The organism is Acuticoccus sp., assembly GCF_965213555.1.
GTDB lineage: Bacteria > Pseudomonadota > Alphaproteobacteria > Rhizobiales > Amorphaceae > Acuticoccus.
The window spans coordinates 3,231,339-3,249,754 of sequence record NZ_OZ243890.1; the positions used below are offsets into that span (position 1 = coordinate 3,231,339).

The window sequence follows — 18,416 nt, forward strand, 5'->3', positions numbered from 1 at the left end:
ATCAGCCGGGCTCGCCGTGCCCCCCGCCGCCGGGGGTCTCGACGATCAGCCGCTCACCGGGCGCGATCGGCTGCGTGCCCTTGCCGGCGAGCGTGCGACCCTCGGAGGTGGCGAGCCGGCCGGGCGCGCCGTCGCTGCCGCCGGCCCGTCCCCGCGGCGGGAAGCGGATGCGGTCGAAGGCGGCGAGGAGCTCCATCGGCGCGCCGTCACGGTGCGCGATCTCGATCACCTGCCCGTCACCGCCCCGGTGACGTCCCGTGCCGCCCGAACCCTCGCGCAGCTCACGGCGCCAGAACACCAGCGGCGCCGCCGCCTCCATGACCTCAACCGGCGAGCCCCTGACGCCGGACGGGAAGGCGGTGGCCGAGAGCCCCGCCTTGTCCGGCCGCGCGCCCGTCCCGCCGTTGGTCGTGATCGTCACGGCGAAGGCGTCGGGCGTGCCGGTGCCGCCGCGGAGCGTGATGTTCCACAGGCACGACGTCCCCTCCGCCGGCACCACGTGCGGGATGAGCGGGGCGAGCGCTCCGAACACCACGTCCGGCAGCATCTGGCCGATGACGTGGCGCGAGGACACCGGTGCGCCGCGAGGCGCGTTGAGGATCGATCCACGCGGCGCGTCGATGACCCAGCCCGACAGCGAGCCCGCGTTGTTCGGCACGTCCGGCGCGATGGCGCAGGCGAGGCCGAACGCGGTGTAGGCGCGCGTGTAGGCGAGCGGCACGTTGATGCCGCGGCCCACGGCCGGCGAGGTGCCCGCGAAGTCGACGCGCACCCCATCCTCGCCGACGGTGAGCGCGGCGGCGAGGGTGATGGGCTCGTCGAGCCCGTCCACCGTCATCTGCGACTTTGTTGTGCCGCGGGGGAGCCTCGTAATGCGCTCCAGCACCGCGCGCCGCGAGGTCGAGACGATGTGGTCGGCGAGCGCCTCTAGCCCGTCGAGCCGGTGCTCGTCCATCATCTGCGACAGCCGCCTTGCGCCCACCTCGTTGCAGGCGATGAGCGAGTGGACGTCCCCCTCGCTCTCCACCGGCAGACGGGAGTTGGCGCGGACCATCGCCATCAGCGTCTCGTTGAGCGCGCCGCGATCCACGAGCTTCAGGAACGGCACCGACAGCCCCTCCATGAGGACGTCCGTGCCGTCAGGGCCGAAGCCGATGCCGCCGACGTCGATGAGGTGGCTGGTGCAAGAGAACAGCGCCACCAGCTTGCCCTTGTGGAACGCGGGGGACGTCACCACAAAGTCGTTGAGGTGCCCCGTGCCGCGCCAGGGGTCGTTGGTGACGTAGTGGTCCCCCTCGGCCATCGTGACGACCGGGAAGCGCTCGATGAAGTGGCGGACGCTCTCGGCCATGGAGTTGACGTGCCCCGGCGTGCCGGTGACGGCCTGGGCGAGCATCCGGCCGTCGAGGTCGAACACCCCGGCCGACAGGTCGCCCGCCTCGCGCACGATGGTGGAGAACGCGGTGCGCAGGAGCGTCTGGGCCTGCTCCTCCACGACGGCGAGGAGCCGGTCCCACATCACCTTGTGGCGGATGGCGTCGGCGCTCATGGCGAGGCGTCCAGGTCGCGGGTGAGGAGGAGGTGGCCGTTGGCGAGCGCCTCCACGCAGAAACCGTCGGTGACGACGGTGGTGGTTGCCGCCTCCACCACGAGCGCGGGACCGGGCACCCTCGCACCGACGCCGAGCGTGGCGCGATCGACCACGCGCGCCTCCGCGATCCCGTCCGTCTGCGGCAGGTAGAGCGAGCGCGGTCGGCGCCCCGCGCCCTCGCAGGCCCCCGGTGGGGTCGTCGCGAGCGACGGAGCGGGGGCGCTCAGCGCGAGCGACCAGGCGAGCGCCTCGACGGCGGCGCCGCCGATGGTCCGGGCGAACTGCGTGGCGTAGACGCCCTCGAAGGCCGCGCGCAGCGCGTCCGCGGTCAGCGGCTCGGGGACGGCGACGGCGACCTCGTGACCCTGGCCGACGTAGCGGCACGTGGCGGTCCGGCTGACGCTCAGCGGTGCGCCGAAGGCGGCTCCGGTGACGATGGGCCGGGCGAGCGCGTCGAGCTCGGCGTAGAGCGCGTCGACCTCGGCAGCGTCCAGGGCGTCGAGGCGCCGGGGGAGGCTGCGCACCACCTCGAAGGCGACCGGCGCGGCGAGGAAGCCGACGGCGGAGCCGACGCCCGCGTGCGCCGGAACGATGATCCGCTCGATGCCGAGCTTGCCCGCGAGCCGCGCCGCATGCACCGGCGCCGCGCCGCCGAACGCCACCAGCGTTCGCGCGGCGACGTCGGCTCCGTGCTCGGCCGCGTGGACCCGCGCCGCGTTCGCCATCGTCTCGTCGACGACCTCCGACACCGCGACCGCCGTTGTCGTGATGTCGAGGCTTACGGGCGCGCCGAGCTGCTGGAGGGCTTCGCGCGCGGCGCCTGCGTCGAGCGTCAGCCAGCCGCCGGCGAAGTCGTCGGCGTCGAGCCGCCCGAGCACGAGGTCCGCGTCCGTCACCGTCGGCGCCGTGCCTCCGCGGCCGTAGGCGACGGGTCCGGGCTCCGACCCTGCGCTCTGCGGGCCGACGGCGATCGACCCGAGGCCATCGACGCGAGCGATGGAGCCTCCGCCGGCGCCGATCTCGATCATCTCGATCACCGGGATGCGGATCGGCAGGCCCGAGCCCTTACGGAAGCGCGCGCGCCGATCGACCTCGAACACGCGGCCGGTGGCGGGGGCGCCGTCGTCGATGAGGCAGATCTTCGCCGTCGTCCCGCCCATGTCGAAGCCGAGCACGGCCGGCTCGCCGCACGCCCGGGCGACCTCGGCGGCAAGGATCGCCCCGCCCGCGGGTCCCGACTCGATGAGCCGCACGGGATGGCGTCGCGCCGCGTCGACGGTGGTGAGCCCGCCGCCGGACGTCATCAGGAGCAGCGGCGCCGTGATCCCCGACGCTGCAAGACCGCGCTCCAGGCGCTCGAGGTAGCCCGCCATCAGCGGCTGGACGTAGGCATTGACCACCGTGGTGGTGGCCCGCTCGTACTCCCGCGTCTCCGGCGAGACCTCGCTCGACAGGCTGACGGCGACCTCCGGCATCGCCTCCGCGAGGAGCCTGCCGACGCGCGCCTCGTGCGCCGGGAACGCGTAGGAGTGCAGGAACATCACCGCGACCGACGCGACGCTCGCGGCACGCAGCGTCGGGACCAGCGCAAGGACCGACGCCTCGTCCAGCGGGACGAGCACCGCGCCGTCCACCGCCACGCGCTCGGGCACGGTGAGCCGCAGCTCTCGCGGCACCAGGGGCGGCGTCTTCTCGATGGCGAGGTCGTACTGGTCGTAGCGGTCCTCGTAGCCGATGGCGAGCGTGTCGCGAAAACCCTCGGTGGTCACGAGTGCGGTCAGCGCTCCGGTCCGCTGGATGAGGGCGTTGGTCGCGAGCGTCGTGCCGTGCAGGACGAGGCCGACGTCTCCGGGCGACAGCCCGCGCTCGGCCAGCACCGTCGCCACCGCCGCGAGCGCGCCGTCCTCGGGCGCTGTGTGCGTCGTCAGGACCTTGGCGCCGTGCACCCTGCCGTCGCCCTGATCGAGCGCGACGTCGGTGAACGTGCCGCCGATGTCGACCGCGACGCGAACGCCCATCCGTCCCCCGCACCAAGTTACCGGAGCCACGGGTGCGGCAGACGTGCCGGTCCCGTCAAGGCGGCTTGCGTCCGCGCGGCCCGGCAACCCATAAGGCGAGGGTGCCCGTCCGCATCGCACCATCGATCCTGTCCGCCGACTTCGCGGCCTTCGGGGCGGAGTGCGAGGCCGTCGTGGCGGCCGGCGCGGACTGGGTGCACGTCGACGTCATGGACGGGCACTTCGTCCCCAACATCACGTTCGGACCGCAGCTCGTGCGCGCGATCCGGCCGCACGTGTCCGTGGTCCTCGACGTCCACCTGATGATCGCCCCGGTCGACCCCTACGTCGCCGCATTCGCGGACGCGGGGGCGGACATCATCCAGGCGCACGTCGAGGCCGGTCCGCACCTCCACCGGACGCTGCAGGCGATCCGCGCCGCCGGCTGCAAGGCGGGCGTCGCGCTCAACCCTGCGACGCCGGTCGAGGCGGTGGCGCACGTCCTCGACCTCATCGAGGTGGTCAACGTCATGACGGTGAACCCCGGCTTCGGCGGACAGGCGTTCCTCGCCTCGATGCTGCCGAAGATCGCGGCGCTTAGGACGATGATCGGCGACCGCGACGTGCGCCTCCAATGCGACGGGGGCGCCACGGTGGCGACTGCGCCGCAGATGGTGGCGGCGGGGGCCGACGTCCTCGTCGCGGGCTCGGCGGTGTTCTCCGGCGGTTCGCCGGACGCGCCGTCGACCTACGGGGCGAACATCACGGCGTTGCGCGAGGCGGCTGGCGCCGCGTGAGCGTGCCGGCGGTCATCCTCGCCGGTGGCCTCGCACGGCGCATGGGGGGAGGGGACAAGGGCCTCCTTGCGCTCGGTGGCCGCCCGGTGCTGGAGCACGTCATCCACCGCCTCCCGCCTCAGGTCGCGGGGCTGGCGATCAACGCCAACGGCGATCCCAAGCGCTTCGCCGTGTTCGGGCTGCCCGTCCTCGCCGATCCCGTCGAGGGGCGGCCTGGGCCGCTCGCAGGCATCCTCGCCGCAATGGAGTGGGCGGCGGAGCGGGGCGCCGACCGCGTGCTGACGGTCGCCGCGGACACGCCGTTCCTCCCCACCGACCTCGTCGCTCGGCTCGTGCAGGCGCACTCCGAGCGCCAATCGGACATCACCCTTGCCGCAACGGTTCAGGGCGACGCCATCGTGCGCCATCCGACCATCGGCATCCACCGCACCGCGCTGCGTGCCGAACTGCGCGCCGCCCTGGCTCGGGGGACGCGCCGCGTCACCGATTGGACCGACGCGCAAGGGGCGAGCGTCGTGCTGTTCGACGAGCCCGGTGCGTTCTTCAACATCAACACCCCGCAGGACCTTGCGACCGCGCAGGCCATGCTCGCAGTCACTGCGATGCCATGACGTTGGGGCTCAGGGTCGAGGCGCGGCGTTGGGGCAGCGCTCCGGCTTGAGGTCGAGCAGCGGGGTTCCGTCCAGGCAGTCGAGCCCGCGTACGTGCAGCGTCGTGCCCTCGCGAGCGAGGACGTGGACCTTGGCGAGTGCGATGGGGTTCGGCCGCACCGGCGAGCGCAGGGCGAACGTGCCGAGCGATGCGCGTGCTCCGCGCGGCCGCTGCAGGACGAGGTCACGCCGCGCCTCGTGCATGTAGTAGAGCGCGAGGAGGCCGCACGGCGGCTCGATGCCGGTCAGCGCTTCCGCCCAGCGCCCGTCGAGCTCGATGCGGCAAACGGGACCGTTCACCGGATCGCCCTGCTTCGGGCAGTCCGCCCGCGAGGTCCACGGCGTGCGGATCACCCCGATGAAGTAGACCCCGGCGTCGACGCGCTCCGGAAGGGCCACCGCCGCCTCGTCCTCCCGCACCTCGACCATGCGGCACCTCCCTCGTGCGATGGAGGATCGCTAGCATGGGACGACCCCACCTCCCACCGCCTCATCCGTAGGCGACATCGACGACGCCCGGCATCGCCTTGATCGCGCTCGCCACCGAGCGTGAGACGGCTCGCGGCTCGGCCAGCCGCACCTCCACCTCGCGCTCGCCACGTTGCAGCATGGCGACGAGGCGCACCGTGCAGGTGCCGCCCTCGCCGACGAGCCGGTCGATGGAGGGGACGGCGCAGGCGTCGTCCACGAACACCGTCAGCGTGCTCGACGTCCGGGCGGACAGCCTGTCGAGGGGCTCGACATGGTTGATCCGGACCGACAGTCCGTCCTCCTGCTCCTGCGCGTGCACCGCCAACAGGACACACGAGCCGGGCTCGAGGAGATCGCGCCGCGCCTCCAAGAGATCGGCGAAGGCAACCGCCTCGTACTGCCCGGACGGGTCGGAGAGCTGCACGATGGCGATGCGGTTGCCGCTGCGTGTCCGCCGCTCCTGCTTGCCGACGACGACGCCAGCAAGGCGCGCGCCCTCGCCGCGCCGCACCGCGCCGAGGAAGGTTCGCCATTGCGGCACGCCCGCCGCTGCGAGCGCCTCGGCATGGTCGTCGAGCGGGTGGGCGGAGAGGTAGAAGCCGACCGCCTCGAGCTCGCGACGGAGCCGCTCCGCCGGGGTCCATACGACGCCGGTGGGCAGGCGGATGTCGGACGGCGCCGCCGAGCCGAAGAAGTCGTTCTGCCCGACGGCCTCGCCGCTCGACACGCGGTTCGCGACGCCGAGCACCTGGTCGAGGCCGGCGCACAGGCTGCCGCGATCCACCACCCACTCGTCGAAGGCGCCGGCCGCGACGAGCGCCTCCAGCGCGCGCTTGGGCGCGGCCTTCGGATCGAGCCGCCCTGCGAAGTCGGTGAGCCCCTCGTAAGGCGACCGGGCGCGCTCCGCCTCGATGTGGGCGACGAGCGGCTTGCCGACGCCCTTCACGGCGGCGAGGCCGTAGAGGATCGCCTCTCCGTCCACAGAGAACTCTGCCTTGGAACGGGTGATCGACGGGGGACGCACGGTGATGCCCATGCGCTGGGCCTCGGCGCGGAAGTCCGCCAGCTTGTCGGTGTTGCCCATGTCGAGCGTCATCGAGGCGGCGAGGAACTCCTTGGGGAAGTTCGCCTTCAAGTACGCCGTGTGGTAGGCGATCAGCGCGTAGGCCGCGGCGTGGGACTTGTTGAACCCGTAGTTGGCGAACTTCGCCACGAGGTCGAAGATGCGGTTCGCGTCCGCCTTGCTGGTACCCCGCTCCACCGCTCCGCTCACGAAGCGATCGCGCTGCACCGCCATCTCCGCGGCGATCTTCTTGCCCATCGCCCGGCGCAGCAGGTCGGCCTCGCCGAGCGAGTAGCCCGAAAGCACCTGCGCGATCTGCATCACCTGCTCCTGGTAGATGATGATGCCGTAGGTCTCCTTGAGGATCGGCTCGAGCTTGGGATGCAGGGAGTCCGGCGCCTCGAGCCCCTGCTTGCGCCGGTTGTAGGACGGAATGTTGTCCATCGGCCCCGGTCGGTAGAGCGCGACGATGGCGATGATGTCCTCGAACCGGTCCGGTCGCATGCCGACCAGCGCCTTGCGCATGCCCGCCGATTCCAGCTGGAACACGCCGGCGGTCTCACCCCGCGCCAGCAGGGCGTAGGCGGCGGGGTCGTCGAGGGGCAGCGTGTCGAGGTCGATGGGCTCGTCGATGAGGGCGAGCGCGCGTTCGATGGTGGTGAGCGTCTTGAGGCCGAGGAAGTCGAACTTGACGAGCCCGGCGCTCTCCACCCACTTCATGTTGTACTGGGTGACCGGCACCTCCGAGCGCGGGTCGCGGTAGAGCGGGACGATCTCCTTCAGTGCACGATCGCCGATGACGATGCCCGCCGCGTGGGTCGAGGCGTGGCGGTAGAGCCCCTCCAGCTTGAGCGCCATCGACAGCAGGCGGTCGACCTCTCCGTCGGCGGCGCGGGCCTCCTGCAGGCGAGGCTCGCCCTCCAGCGCCTGACCGAGGGTCACGGGGTTGGCCGGGTTGGACGGCACGAGCTTGGCGAGCTGGTCGACCTTGCCGTAGGGCATGTCGAGGACGCGGCCGACGTCGCGCACCACGGCGCGGGCCTGCAGCGTCCCGAAGGTGATGATCTGAGCGACGCGGTCGGCGCCGTAGCGCTCCTGCACGTAGGCGATCACCCTGTCGCGCTTCTCCTGGCAGAAGTCGATGTCGAAGTCCGGCATCGACACGCGCTCGGGGTTGAGGAAGCGCTCGAACAGGAGGTCGAAGCGCAGCGGATCGAGGTCGGTGATGGTGAGCGCGTAGGCGACCAGCGAGCCCGCGCCCGAGCCGCGCCCCGGGCCCACCGCGATGCTTCGCCCCTTCGCCCATTGGATGAAGTCGGCGACGATGAGGAAGTAGCCCGCGAACCCCATGGAGCCGATGGTGGAGAGCTCGTGAGCGAGCCGCGCCTCGTACACGTGCCGCTCCACGCCCGGGGCGAGGCCGCGGGTCGCCAGGCGTCGCTCCAGTCCGTCGCGGGCCATCGTGGCGAGCCGCTCGGCCTCCGCCGCGGCCTCCTGCGCATCGTCCACCGGCGCCGCGCCGCGCTCGGTGGCGAGGAAGCGCGGCAGCATGGGTTGCCGCTTGGTGGGCCGAAAGGCGCACCGCATGGCCACCTCGACGGTGGAGGCGACCGCCTCCGGCAGGTCGGCGAACAGCGCCTCCATGTCGGCCTGGGACTTGAAGTGATGCTCGGGCGTCAGGCGGCGCCGGTCGTCGTCGGCGAGGCGGCGGCCGTCGGCGATGGCGATCAGCGCGTCGTGCGCCTCCGCGTCGGAGCGGCCTGCGAAGTACACCTCGTTGGTGGCGACGAGCGGGACGCCAGCGCCGTAGGCAAGGTCCACGGCGAACGCCTCGTAGGCCGCCTCGCCGGGGGCGTCGTGGCGCTGCACCTCGCAGTAGAGCCGGTCGCCGAAGGTGGCGCGGAGCTCGGCAAAGATCGCCGCGGCAGCGTCCGCATCGCCCGTCGCATGGGTCAGCCCCACGGGCCCGTCGAGCCAACCCGACAACGCGAGGACGTCGTCGGTCCGCCCCGCGAGGTCGGCGAGCGCCACCGCGACGCGCTCCCCGTCCGATGAGAGGTAGGCGTCGCTGACGAGGCGGACGAGGTTCGCGAAGCCGGCCTCGCTCGCCGCGATCAGCGGCAGCCGCGCGACGGGAGCGACGCGTCGGCCGTTCTGGATGCGTTCGGCGAGCCGGACGGGGACGGTGCAGCCCACGATGGGCTGCACCCCAGCAGCGCAGGCGGCCTCGGAGAACTCCAGCGCGCCGAACAGGTTGGCGGTGTCCGTCACCGCGACGGCGGGCTGGCGGTCGGCCGAGGCGAGGGCGACGATGCGCTTGAGGTGCAGCGCACCCTCCAGCAGCGAGTACGCCGAATGCACCCTCAGGTGGACGAACATCGCCTGCCCCTTCGTGGTCGGTCCACCAACATCCTACGCGGCGCTTGCGTCTAGACGGTGCTCTGGAACGCCCCCATCCACAGGCAGAGCGCGCACACGAACGCCGCGCACGAGGCGAAGGCGCCGCAGTCCCTAAGGACCGGCCCGACCGGAGGCCGGCCCCAGCGTCGAGCGCCGTCGCAGGCCCGCGTCATGATCGTCGAGCGCAGCGCTCTCGCCGTGAGGTGCCACCCATCGAGTGTATCGGACCAGGATTCACCGAACATGCCTGTACCTCCCTTGTTCTAGTCCGGACGGTATTGGAATGTTCCGCGAACATCAAGCGGCGGTGAACCGAGCGCGGCGTTCAGCCGGCGTGGGGAACCACGCGGCCCTCGCTGAGCGTCACCGTGCGGTCGAGCTGGCGGGCCAGCGCGAGGTTGTGGGTGGCGACGAGCGCGGCGAGCCCTGTGTCCCGGCTCAGCGCGACGAACGCGTCGCGCACGGTGGCGGCCGTCGCCTCGTCGAGGTTGCCCGTGGGCTCATCAGCGAGGACGACGCGAGGGCGGTTCGCGACTGCGCGGGCGATGGCGACGCGCTGACGCTCGCCGCCCGACAGCTCGCCCGGCCGGTGCGTGCGCCGCCCGGCGAGGCCGAGGCGGTCGAGGAGCTCGTCCGCCCGCGCCGCCGCCTCGGCGGGCCGCGCGCCGGTGAGGCGGATCGGCAGCGCGACGTTCTCGCGCGCCGTGAAGTCGCCGAGCAGGTGATGGAACTGGTAGATGAAGCCGATCCGCTCGCGGCGAAGCAGCGTGCGCTCCTTCTCCGGCAGGCCCGTGGCATCGGTTCCGTCGAGGAGCACCTTGCCGGCGTTCGGCCGCTCCAGGAGCCCCGCGATCTGCAGCAGCGTCGACTTGCCGGCGCCCGATGGGGCGACGAGGGCGACGAGCTCCCCCGCTGCGAGCGACAGGTCGGCGCCGGTGAGGACACGCACCTCGTCCGCCCCGTCGTTGAACGTGCGCACGATGCCCGACAGGGCGAGGGGGGCCGCGCTCATTCGGACTTCAGCGCCACCACGGGGTCGGTAGCCGCCGCCTTCCAGGCCGGCGGGATGGTCGCGATGAGCGCCAGCACCAACGAGATGACGACGACCATGAGGGTCTGCGTGGAGGAGAGGTCGGACGGGATCTGCGTCAGGTAGTAGAGCTCGGGCGGGAACAGCTCGACGTCGAACAGCCCGGTGATCCCGCGGCGGATGGCGTCGATGTTGACCGCGATGAGCGTGCCGAGCGCGAGGCCGATCAGCGTGCCGCCGACGCCGATGGTGAGGCCCACCATCAGGAAGACGCGCAGCACCGTGCCTCGCGTCGCGCCGATGGTCCGCATGATGGCGATGTCCGGCGTCTTCTCGTTCACCAGCATCGTCATCGACGAGATGACGTTCATCGACGCCACGAGAACAATGAGTGTCAGGATGATGAACATGACGTTCCGCTCCACCGTCAGCGCGGTGTAGTAGGCGCGGTTGTGCTGACGCCAGTCGGACAGGTAGAGCGGCACGTCCGAGGTCGCGGCGATCTCCTCCTTCAGCGCATCCATGTCGTCGGGGCTGTCGGCGAACACCTCGATGCCGGTCGCTCGCCCCTCCATGTTGAGGAAGAGCTGCGCGTCGGCGATGGGCAGGTACGCCATGGTCGAGTCGAGCTGCGACATGCCGACGTCGAAGATCGCCGCCACCGGGTAGTTGTCGACCTGCGGTGTGACCCCAAACGGGGTGACGGGCCCGTCCTGGGTCATCACCGTGACCGCGTCACCGATCGTGACGCCGAGCGCCCGCGCGAGACCCGCTCCGACGACGAGCCCGCGATCCTCGCCGAAGTCGTCGGCGGACCCGGCGACGATGTGGTCGTCGATGATCTCGGTGCGGTCGAAGTCCTCCGGCGAGATGCCGCGCAGCAGGATCCCGGACGAGCCCGCCGCGCCCGAGGCGAACGCCTGGCCCAGGACGTAGGGCACGGCGCGCTCGACGCGCTCGACGCCCTCGAGGCGATCGGCGAGGTCGTCATAGCCCGGCATGCCGTCGGCGGCCTGCACGACCACGTGGCCGGAGACGCCGAGGATGCGGTCGAACAGCTCGACGCGGAAGCCGTTCATCACGCTCATGACGATGATGAGCGCGGCGACGCCGAGCACGATGCCGGTGATGGACAGGGTCGACACCACCGAGATCGACCGCTCGCGGCGACGCGCCCTGAGGTAGCGCCGCGCGATCTGCCACTCGAGCGCGCCGAAGGGGGTCACGCGGCGACCCTTGCGGCCCGCGGCACGGCGAGGTGATCGGCCACGGCTCCCTCGGGCATCGTCTCCCGCGCCCCGGTGGCGCGACGCTTGACCTCGACGGTGCCGTCCGCCGCGCCGCGCGGGCCGACGATGACCTGCCAGGGCAGGCCGATGAGGTCCATCGCGGCGAACTTCGCGCCCGGCCGCTGGTCGGTGTCCTCGACGAGGACGGCGCGACCGGAGGCGATCAGCGCACGCTCGACGCGTTCGGCCATCGCGTCGGTCGCCGCGTCGCCGGGCTTCAGGTTGATCAGCGCCACGTCGTAGGGGGCGACGGCGTCCGGCCAGATGATGCCGGCCTCGTCGTGGGACGCCTCGATGACCGCGCCGACGAGCCGCGAGACGCCGATGCCGTACGAGCCCATGTGCACCGGCGCCTCGGTGCCATCCGGCCCGGTGACGACCGCTCCCATGGGCGCTGAGTACTTGGTGCCGAAGTAGAAGATGTGGCCGATCTCGATGCCGCGCGCCTCAAGCCGCTTGTCCTCGGGGATCGCCGCGAAGGCATGGGCGTCGTGCATGTCGTCGGTGGCCGCGTAGAGCGAGGTCCAGTCCTCGACGATGGGCGTGAGGTCCCCCGTGAAGTCCACGTCCTCCGGCGGGATCGGCTTCTCGAGGAGGTCCGCGTGACAGTAGACCGCGCTCTCGCCGGTGGAGGCGAGGATGACGAACTCGTGGGAGAGGTCGCCACCGATGGGGCCGGTCTCTGCCTTCATGGGGATCGCCGTGAGCCCCATGCGCGCGAACGTGCGCAGGTAGGCGACGAACATGCGCTGGTAGGCGCGGCGCGCCGCCTCCTGGTCGACGTCGAAGGAGTAGGCGTCCTTCATCAGGAACTCGCGCCCGCGCATGACGCCGAAGCGCGGCCGCACCTCGTCGCGGAACTTCCATTGGATGTGGTAGAGGTTCAACGGCAGCGACCGGTACGAGCGCACGTGGGTGCGGAAGATGTCGGTTACCATCTCCTCGTTGGTCGGCCCGTACAGCATGTCGCGTTCGTGGCGGTCGGTGATGCGCAGCATCTCCTGACCGTACGCATCGTAGCGGCCCGACTCGCGCCACAGGTCCGCCGGCTGGATGGTCGGCATCAGGATCTCCTGCGCGCCCGACCGGCTCTGCTCCTCGCGCACGATCGCCTCGATCCGCGACAGCACGCGCAGCCCCAGGGGCAGCCAGGAATAGATACCAGCCGACTGCTGGCGGATCATCCCGGCACGCAGCATCAGCCGGTGGGAGACGATCTCCGCCTCCTTGGGCGTCTCCTTGAGGAGGGGCAGGAAGGTGCGGGAGAGGCGCATCGTCGGCTCGCGGGCAGGGGGTGTCCGTGTGTGGCCGGTTCGGCCAATGCGGTCAATCGGACCGGTTGTGCCGCCCCCAAGGCGCTGGATCGGCGTGCGCGACGCGCCGACGGCAACGGGCCAGAACGCACCGTTGCCGTTAAAGGGATGTCATGCAAGTTCCATAAGCGGCGCAGGAATGCGCTCGTTCGGATGCGGGCTTCAGCACACTGGCTCGCGGCACAGGCGGGACAACCCATGGCACGACTTAAAGGGGTCTTGTCCGGCGACGTGAGCGAGACGAGCGTCGTCCTGTAGGCGCGCAGCGACGCCCTTGGCACCGTGACCTCCCCCTGTTCGAGGGCGGCGCGGTCACACAGCCAATGTTGCGCATCGTTCGCGCTAGCGGCTACCCGGATAGGCTCGGTGTCGCGTCAAGAAAGGCAGGGCGAGCGAAGACCGCTTCGATCACAGCAATTAGCGGAAGTTCCAGGATGGCGGGAAGATCGATTGCGACCAGCTGGTTCTCACCGTCTGGTTGCCGAACGGATGCTTCCGCAGCACCGGAAAGAAGGACGCCTAGAATTCTGGCGATCACTTCATTAGCGACGCTGGGGCCGTAGTCGGCCAGCGCGTACCGCAGTTCTGCTTCCAGAACCCCGAGCCGATTAATGCAATCCATAGCCAACCCTGCCTGCCCCCGAAATGTGGCGGAAATGAGGACTTCCCGCGGCGTGGCGGTGTCTACATCCCTAATCCCTAAATTGCAAGTACTGGGTTTTGCTCGGGCTTTGCCGAAAGTAGATCGTACAGGCTTGTCGCAACCTTAGTTCAAATTTTTCTGCCCCGTTCTGCGCGCACGTCGTCCCGCAGCTTGAGTAGCGTTTGTGCAAGCGCGGCCTTGTCCAGCTCCTCAGCCAAGCTGGCGGCCGTGTGGAGCGTAGCCTCCAGCAAAACGAGCTTCTCATCGCTGGTTGGCGTCTTTGACATGGTCCGTCCCCGGCCTTCGTCCGAGCCAGTGGAGCTCGGCGTTGAAAAAATTATCCCAATCCCAGCTATGGATCACGGCGAATGGTCAGACGGTGCTGCATACCAGTTATGATGTAGGCGCTGCTAGCTCAGCCTTGAGAGGCCGTTTGAAAGACTGCCATCAGCGGGTGGTGCGGCGGAAGATCAGGTTACCAACTGCGACGTGGAGCGTAGCGCCAAAGATATGGACCGATGTTCGTAGTCGCGAACGAGACGGCGCTACCACGTCAATCAGCGGAAGGCGCGTTCGACGACCCAACGGCGCTGCAACACTTTGGTTTCGAGTTCGCTCCCGATGCGCCGGACGGAGCGCATCCAGCTCGAGAATGACCGCGGCCTCACACCCTTGCCGCTGTCGGTGGAGGTTGGCGCCGACCTTGCCGACGTGTCGGGCGTCGTCTCCTACTCCTTCGGCAACTTCGAGGTTCTTCTGACAGGGGCGACGATCGCCCCGCGGTCGCCCTTGGTGCGCGAGATCACGCCCCTCACCGGCACGGAGGACGAACTCACCCTCGCGAGCTACAACGTCCTCAACGTGAGCGCGGGCGCGAACGACGCAGCCCAGATCGCAAGGCTCGGCGCGCAGATCGCGACGGGCCTCGGCGCGCCGGACATCGTCGCGCTACGGGAGATCCAGGACGACAACGGCTCGGCCGAGGAGAGCGGCAGCTTCGTCGACGCCAACGGCGACGGCAGCAACGACGAGGCCGACGGCGACGTCCTCATCGACGACGGCGTCCTGTCGGCCGACGCGACGCTGCAGGCGCTCGCCGACGCAGTCGTTGATGCCGGGGGCCCGGCTTACGATTTCGTCTCTGCCGCCGTCGATGAGTTCGACGAGAACGGCGGCGTGCCCGGCGGCAACATCCGCAACGCGTTCCTCTACAACCCTAAGCGCGTCGTCCTTGAGAAGGCGACCACCCTGGAAAGCGACCTCCTCCAGGTGCTCGGCGCGGCCAACCCGGACGCGTTCGATGGCACACGCGATCCGCTCCTCGGTCGGTTCACGTTCCGCGGCGAGACGCTGTTCGTCCTCAACAACCAATTCTCCTCGAGGATCGGCTCCGAGCCGATCTTCGGTGCCAAGCAGCCCTTCTTCCAGGCGGGCGAGGAGGAGCGCCAGCAGCAGGTCCTCGCGGTCAACGCGGTGGTTGATGCCATCCTTGCCGCGGACGAGGACGCCGACGTCGCGGTCGTCGCCGACCTCAACACCTTCGAGTTCGCCGACGAGATCGCTGAGGACCTTGCCGGGCGGTTCGGCGGCGAGGTGCTGACCAACCTCGTGAACGACGTGGACGAGGGCGAGCGCTACACGTTCATCTTCGACGGCAACTCTGAGGTCCTCGACCACATCCTCGTGTCGGACGCGCTGGCCGATGACGCGGAGATCGACATCGTCCACCTCAACGTGGACTTCGTCGACGGCGTCTCGGACCACGAGCCCTTGGTGGCCCGCCTCGCCATCGGCGGCCCGGTGCGGATGGTCGGCACACCAGGCAACGACACGCTGGCCGCCGATAGCGGCCGCGGCGACGTGGCGGGCGGCGCAGGCGACGACGTCATTGCCGGCTCGGATGGCGACGACACGCTCTCGGGCGGCGTCGGCGACGACCAGACACGGGCAACGGCGGTGGCGACGGCGTCTCGGCCGGCAAGGGCCTCGACACCGTCCTCGGGTCGTCCGGCGACGACGCGCTGGCCGGCGGCGGTGGCGACGACCTGCTGTTCGCCGGCGCGGGCGACGACCTCGTCCTCGGTCGCAACGGCGCCGACACGGTGCGCGGGCAGGGTGGGAACGACCGTGGCCTCGGAGGCAACGGCGCTGACACCCTGCGCGGCGGAACCGGCGACGACACGCTGCGGGGGGAGGGGCAGGCCGACCTCCTCCTCGGCGGCGGGGGCGACGGCCTGTTGTTCGGCGGCGATCGGAACGACACGCTCGACGGCGGCGAGGGGGACGACCGGCTGAACGGCGGCCTCGGCCGCGACGTCATCATCGGGGGTGGCGGCAACGACGTGGTCTCGACGGGCTCCGGCCGCGACACCGTGGTGCTCCTGCGCGGCGAGGGTCGGCTCCTCGTGCCCGACTTCATCCAAGGCGAGGACACGTTCGCGCTGGCCGAAGACCTTGCGTTCGAGGACCTCACGTTCGCCGGCAGCCGCATCGTGGCGCGCGACGGGGACGACGGCGTCGACGTCCTCGTGCGGTTCGCCGACAGGTTCGACGCGTCGACCTCACCGACCTCGACTTTCAGTAGGAGTAAACCTCAGCCGCCGCCCGATCGCCGCTCCCTACAGCGAGGCGGCGACGGCTTGCATGGCGGCGTCGGTCGCCTGGAGCGCGGCGTCGACGTCCTCGTCGGTGTGGGCGAGGGACAGGAACATGTTGTGCCAGGGGTGCAGGAACGCACCGCGCTGCAGCGCGGTCAGCGCGAAGAGGTTGCCCTTGGCAAGGTCCGGATCGTCGTCGAACAGGATCAGCGGCATCTGCGCCGGGCCGGTCTGCCGCACCGCCACGCCGGCAGCGGCGGCCTGGGCCGCGATCCCTTCGCGCAACCGCACGCCGAGGCGCGCCATGTGGGCGACGGCGTCCGACCTGCGCAGCTTGGCCAGCGTCGCCTTGGACGCCGCCATCGCGCTCGGCTCGCACCAGAACGAGCCGGTGACGAACACCTTGCTGGCGGCATCGGCGAGGGCGTCCTTGCCGGTGACGGCGGCGATGGCGTGGCCGTTGCCCATCGCCTTGCTCCAGGCCGACAGGTCCGGGTCGACGCCGAGCGCGTTCCAGCTCCCTGCGAGGTCGAGGCGGAAGCCGGCGCGCACGTCGTCGAGGATCAGCGCGCCACCGGCGCGGTCCGCCAGGCGACGCGCCTCGGTGGCGAACTCGCGCGTCGGCAGCTCCTGGTCGACGCGCGAGTCGTGCTTGAAGGCGGAGGCCATGATGGCGGCGAGGTCGTCGCCTGCCGCGTCGACCGCGGCGGCGAGGGAGGCAACGTCGTTGTAGGCGTAGTGCGACAGGTGCGCCCGGTCCTCGGCGAGCACGCCGCCCGGCCACGGCGTGCACCATGGCGCCGCCCCATGGTAGGCGCCCTCGGCGACGAGCACCTTGCGCCGCCCGGTCGCCGCACGCGCGATGGAGACGCATGCGGTGGTGGCGTCCGTGCCGTTCTTGGAAAACATCACCCAATCCGCGGCCGGCAGCATGTCGACCATGAGCTCGGCGAGATCCACCATGATCGGCGCTGGCCCGTTCGCGATGCGCACGTCGGCAGCCTGCGCGGCGGCGGCCTCCTCGACCTCGCGATCGCCGTAGCCGGTGATCATCGGACCGAAGGCGCACATGAAGTCGATGGTGGTGCGCCCGTCCGCGTCGGTGAGCCGGGTGCCAGCGGCTTGGTTGTAGAACTGCGGGTAGCCGGCCGGGAGGAAGGCGGCATTCATGTGCCCCCACATGCCGCCGGGGATCACCCTTCGGGCGCGCTCGCGCAACGCCGCGTCGCCGGTCGCCGAGTGCGGCGCACGTGTCAGCATTGGCGGCCTCCCGGCGGCGTTCGCGCGTGCCGTCCGCGACGCCTTTCATGGATTGTGGGCCCCGCCGCAGCCGGGCTAGCTTGACCTCAGGCGCGGCGCCGTTGCCGCAGCGTGCGGCTGCCTCGGGTGACGGCGACGGACGAGGCCCCTTGGACGGGGGCGTACCATGGAAGCTCCCATCGCGCACGGCGACGCGCCTCAACGCCCTCCGGCGCCCAATCGCATCGCCCTGTGCCTGTCGCCGCACATGTCGCTTTCGTCCGCGCTCACCGCCATCGAGCCGCTGCGCTCGGTCAACCGCTTCTTCCGGTGTCCGGCCTACGAGATCTCGCTCGTCGGGCCGTCCACCGAGCCCGTGGTCAGCGGCATCGGCATCGCGGTGATGCCGGCATCCACCTTCGAGGACGACGCCGCATTCGACATGGTGGTCACCGTATCGGCCTACGATCAGGCGGAGGACTACAAGCGACCGCTGCAACGCTTCCTGCGCCGCCATGCGCGCCGCGGCGCGCTGCCGTGCGGCATCGACTTCGGCGTCGTCTTCCTCGCGAGAGGCGGGACTCCTCGACGCTCACGAGCGACGATGCATTGGGAGGTCCTCCAGTCGGTGGTCGACCGCTTTCCCGACGTCGCCGTGTGCGACGACGTCTATGTCATCGACCGGCAGCGGCTCAGCTGCGGCGGCCACTTGGCGGGGCACGACCTGTTCCTCGCCCTCGTCGAGCGCGACCACGGCGCCAAGGTCGCCCGCTTCGTCGCCGCCGACCTCCTGCACGGTGCGGTGCGGCCGGCCGACACGCGCCAGGCGAACCCCTTAAGCTGGGATCCGACGATCCGCGATCGTCGGCTGCGCCGCGTCAGCGAGCTGATGGAGGCCACCGTGGAGGAGCCGCTGGCCGTCCCGGCGCTCGCCGAGGCCGTGGGCCTGTCCCTGCGCCAGCTCCAGGCGCTTGCGCGCGAGCACTTCGGCGAGACGCTGTCGGCGCGCTACCTCGCCATCCGGCTCAACGCCGCACGGCACATGCTGATGTACGCCGACATGTCGATCACCGAGATCGTCGCAGCCACCGGCTTCTCCTCCGCGGCGACCTTCGCCCGCGCCTTCCGCCGTCAGTTCAACACGACCGCGACGCTGTACCGGAAGGCGTTCACCTCACGCATGGCCCGACCGTACCTCGAAGCCGGTCCGCGAGGCGGCCGCATGTCGCATCAACAGATCTTCGTGCAATGACAAGTCAGGCGACGCTGGGCTCGGCAAGCTTCGGATCGAGCGCCCGGCTCGACGCCGACGCCAACAATCACGAAGGCAGGGCTG

The 18,416-nt window shown here is 70.8% G+C and carries 13 protein-coding genes and 1 pseudogene; 4 read left to right on the forward strand and 10 right to left on the reverse strand.

Translation table 11 applies throughout. The features are described 5' to 3' along the window. Nucleotide 1 precedes the first annotated feature (1 nt). Together ACOOE8_RS15240 and ACOOE8_RS15245 are read right to left on the reverse strand one after the other, a co-directional pair. Nucleotides 2-1,549, reverse strand: coding sequence for a hydantoinase B/oxoprolinase family protein (locus ACOOE8_RS15240; protein WP_420392283.1), 1,548 nt, complete (start codon nucleotides 1,547-1,549; stop codon nucleotides 2-4). After that, nucleotides 1,546-3,609 carry a hydantoinase/oxoprolinase family protein gene (locus ACOOE8_RS15245; protein WP_420392284.1) on the reverse strand — a complete coding sequence of 688 codons (2,064 nt, stop codon included), beginning with the start codon at nucleotides 3,607-3,609 and terminating at the stop codon, nucleotides 1,546-1,548. The genes ACOOE8_RS15240 and ACOOE8_RS15245 overlap by 4 nt, the downstream gene beginning before the upstream one ends. A 101-nt stretch (nucleotides 3,610-3,710) precedes the next feature. Here ACOOE8_RS15245 and rpe point away from each other — a divergent pair, with 101 nt between their 5' ends. Both rpe and mobA read left to right on the forward strand, forming a co-directional pair. Then, nucleotides 3,711-4,385: a ribulose-phosphate 3-epimerase gene (gene rpe, locus ACOOE8_RS15250; RefSeq protein ID WP_420392285.1), complete on the forward strand. Its 675-nt coding sequence runs from the start codon at nucleotides 3,711-3,713 to the stop codon at nucleotides 4,383-4,385. Then, nucleotides 4,382-4,996: a molybdenum cofactor guanylyltransferase MobA gene (mobA, locus tag ACOOE8_RS15255; protein ID WP_420392286.1), complete on the forward strand. Its 615-nt coding sequence runs from the start codon at nucleotides 4,382-4,384 to the stop codon at nucleotides 4,994-4,996. Before rpe ends, mobA begins: the two co-directional genes overlap by 4 nt. A 9-nt stretch (nucleotides 4,997-5,005) precedes the next feature. Here mobA and ACOOE8_RS15260 read toward each other — a convergent pair whose 3' ends face one another. From ACOOE8_RS15260 to ACOOE8_RS15290, 7 genes are all read right to left on the reverse strand, one after another. Beyond that, nucleotides 5,006-5,464 carry an SAM-dependent methyltransferase gene (locus ACOOE8_RS15260; protein WP_420392287.1) on the reverse strand — a complete coding sequence of 153 codons (459 nt, stop codon included), beginning with the start codon at nucleotides 5,462-5,464 and terminating at the stop codon, nucleotides 5,006-5,008. Between the two features lie 61 nt (nucleotides 5,465-5,525). Next, nucleotides 5,526-8,948 (reverse strand): DNA polymerase III subunit alpha, encoded by a 3,423-nt coding sequence (dnaE, locus tag ACOOE8_RS15265; RefSeq protein ID WP_420392288.1) that lies wholly within the window; start codon nucleotides 8,946-8,948, stop codon nucleotides 5,526-5,528. A gap of 50 nt (nucleotides 8,949-8,998) precedes the next feature. Then, the gene (locus tag ACOOE8_RS15270) at nucleotides 8,999-9,214 is read right to left on the reverse strand and encodes a hypothetical protein (protein WP_420392289.1); all 216 of its coding nucleotides are present in this window, start codon (nucleotides 9,212-9,214) and stop codon (nucleotides 8,999-9,001) included. Nucleotides 9,215-9,294: 80 nt separating this feature from the next. Continuing rightward, nucleotides 9,295-9,981 (reverse strand): ABC transporter ATP-binding protein, encoded by a 687-nt coding sequence (locus tag ACOOE8_RS15275; RefSeq protein WP_420392290.1) that lies wholly within the window; start codon nucleotides 9,979-9,981, stop codon nucleotides 9,295-9,297. Then, the gene (locus ACOOE8_RS15280) at nucleotides 9,978-11,225 is read right to left on the reverse strand and encodes a lipoprotein-releasing ABC transporter permease subunit (protein ID WP_420392291.1); all 1,248 of its coding nucleotides are present in this window, start codon (nucleotides 11,223-11,225) and stop codon (nucleotides 9,978-9,980) included. Before ACOOE8_RS15280 ends, ACOOE8_RS15275 begins: the two co-directional genes overlap by 4 nt. Then, nucleotides 11,222-12,562 carry a proline--tRNA ligase gene (gene proS / locus ACOOE8_RS15285; RefSeq protein WP_420392292.1) on the reverse strand — a complete coding sequence of 447 codons (1,341 nt, stop codon included), beginning with the start codon at nucleotides 12,560-12,562 and terminating at the stop codon, nucleotides 11,222-11,224. Before proS ends, ACOOE8_RS15280 begins: the two co-directional genes overlap by 4 nt. A gap of 810 nt (nucleotides 12,563-13,372) precedes the next feature. Further along, nucleotides 13,373-13,531: a hypothetical protein gene (locus ACOOE8_RS15290; protein ID WP_420392293.1), complete on the reverse strand. Its 159-nt coding sequence runs from the start codon at nucleotides 13,529-13,531 to the stop codon at nucleotides 13,373-13,375. 1,761 nt (nucleotides 13,532-15,292) lie between these two features. Here ACOOE8_RS15290 and ACOOE8_RS15295 point away from each other — a divergent pair. Continuing rightward, a pseudogene (locus ACOOE8_RS15295) lies at nucleotides 15,293-15,568 on the forward strand (calcium-binding protein); the annotation flags it as partial. Nucleotides 15,569-15,862: 294 nt separating this feature from the next. On the opposite strand, the gene ACOOE8_RS15300 reads toward ACOOE8_RS15295, so the two are convergent. Continuing rightward, nucleotides 15,863-17,101: an aminotransferase class III-fold pyridoxal phosphate-dependent enzyme gene (locus ACOOE8_RS15300; protein WP_420392294.1), complete on the reverse strand. Its 1,239-nt coding sequence runs from the start codon at nucleotides 17,099-17,101 to the stop codon at nucleotides 15,863-15,865. A 166-nt stretch (nucleotides 17,102-17,267) separates the two neighbouring features. On the opposite strand from ACOOE8_RS15300, the gene ACOOE8_RS15305 reads away from it, so the two are divergent. Further along, on the forward strand, nucleotides 17,268-18,332 hold the full coding sequence (locus ACOOE8_RS15305; protein WP_420392295.1) for a GlxA family transcriptional regulator: 1,065 nt from the start codon (nucleotides 17,268-17,270) through the stop codon (nucleotides 18,330-18,332). The last annotated feature ends 84 nt before the right edge of the window (nucleotides 18,333-18,416 follow it).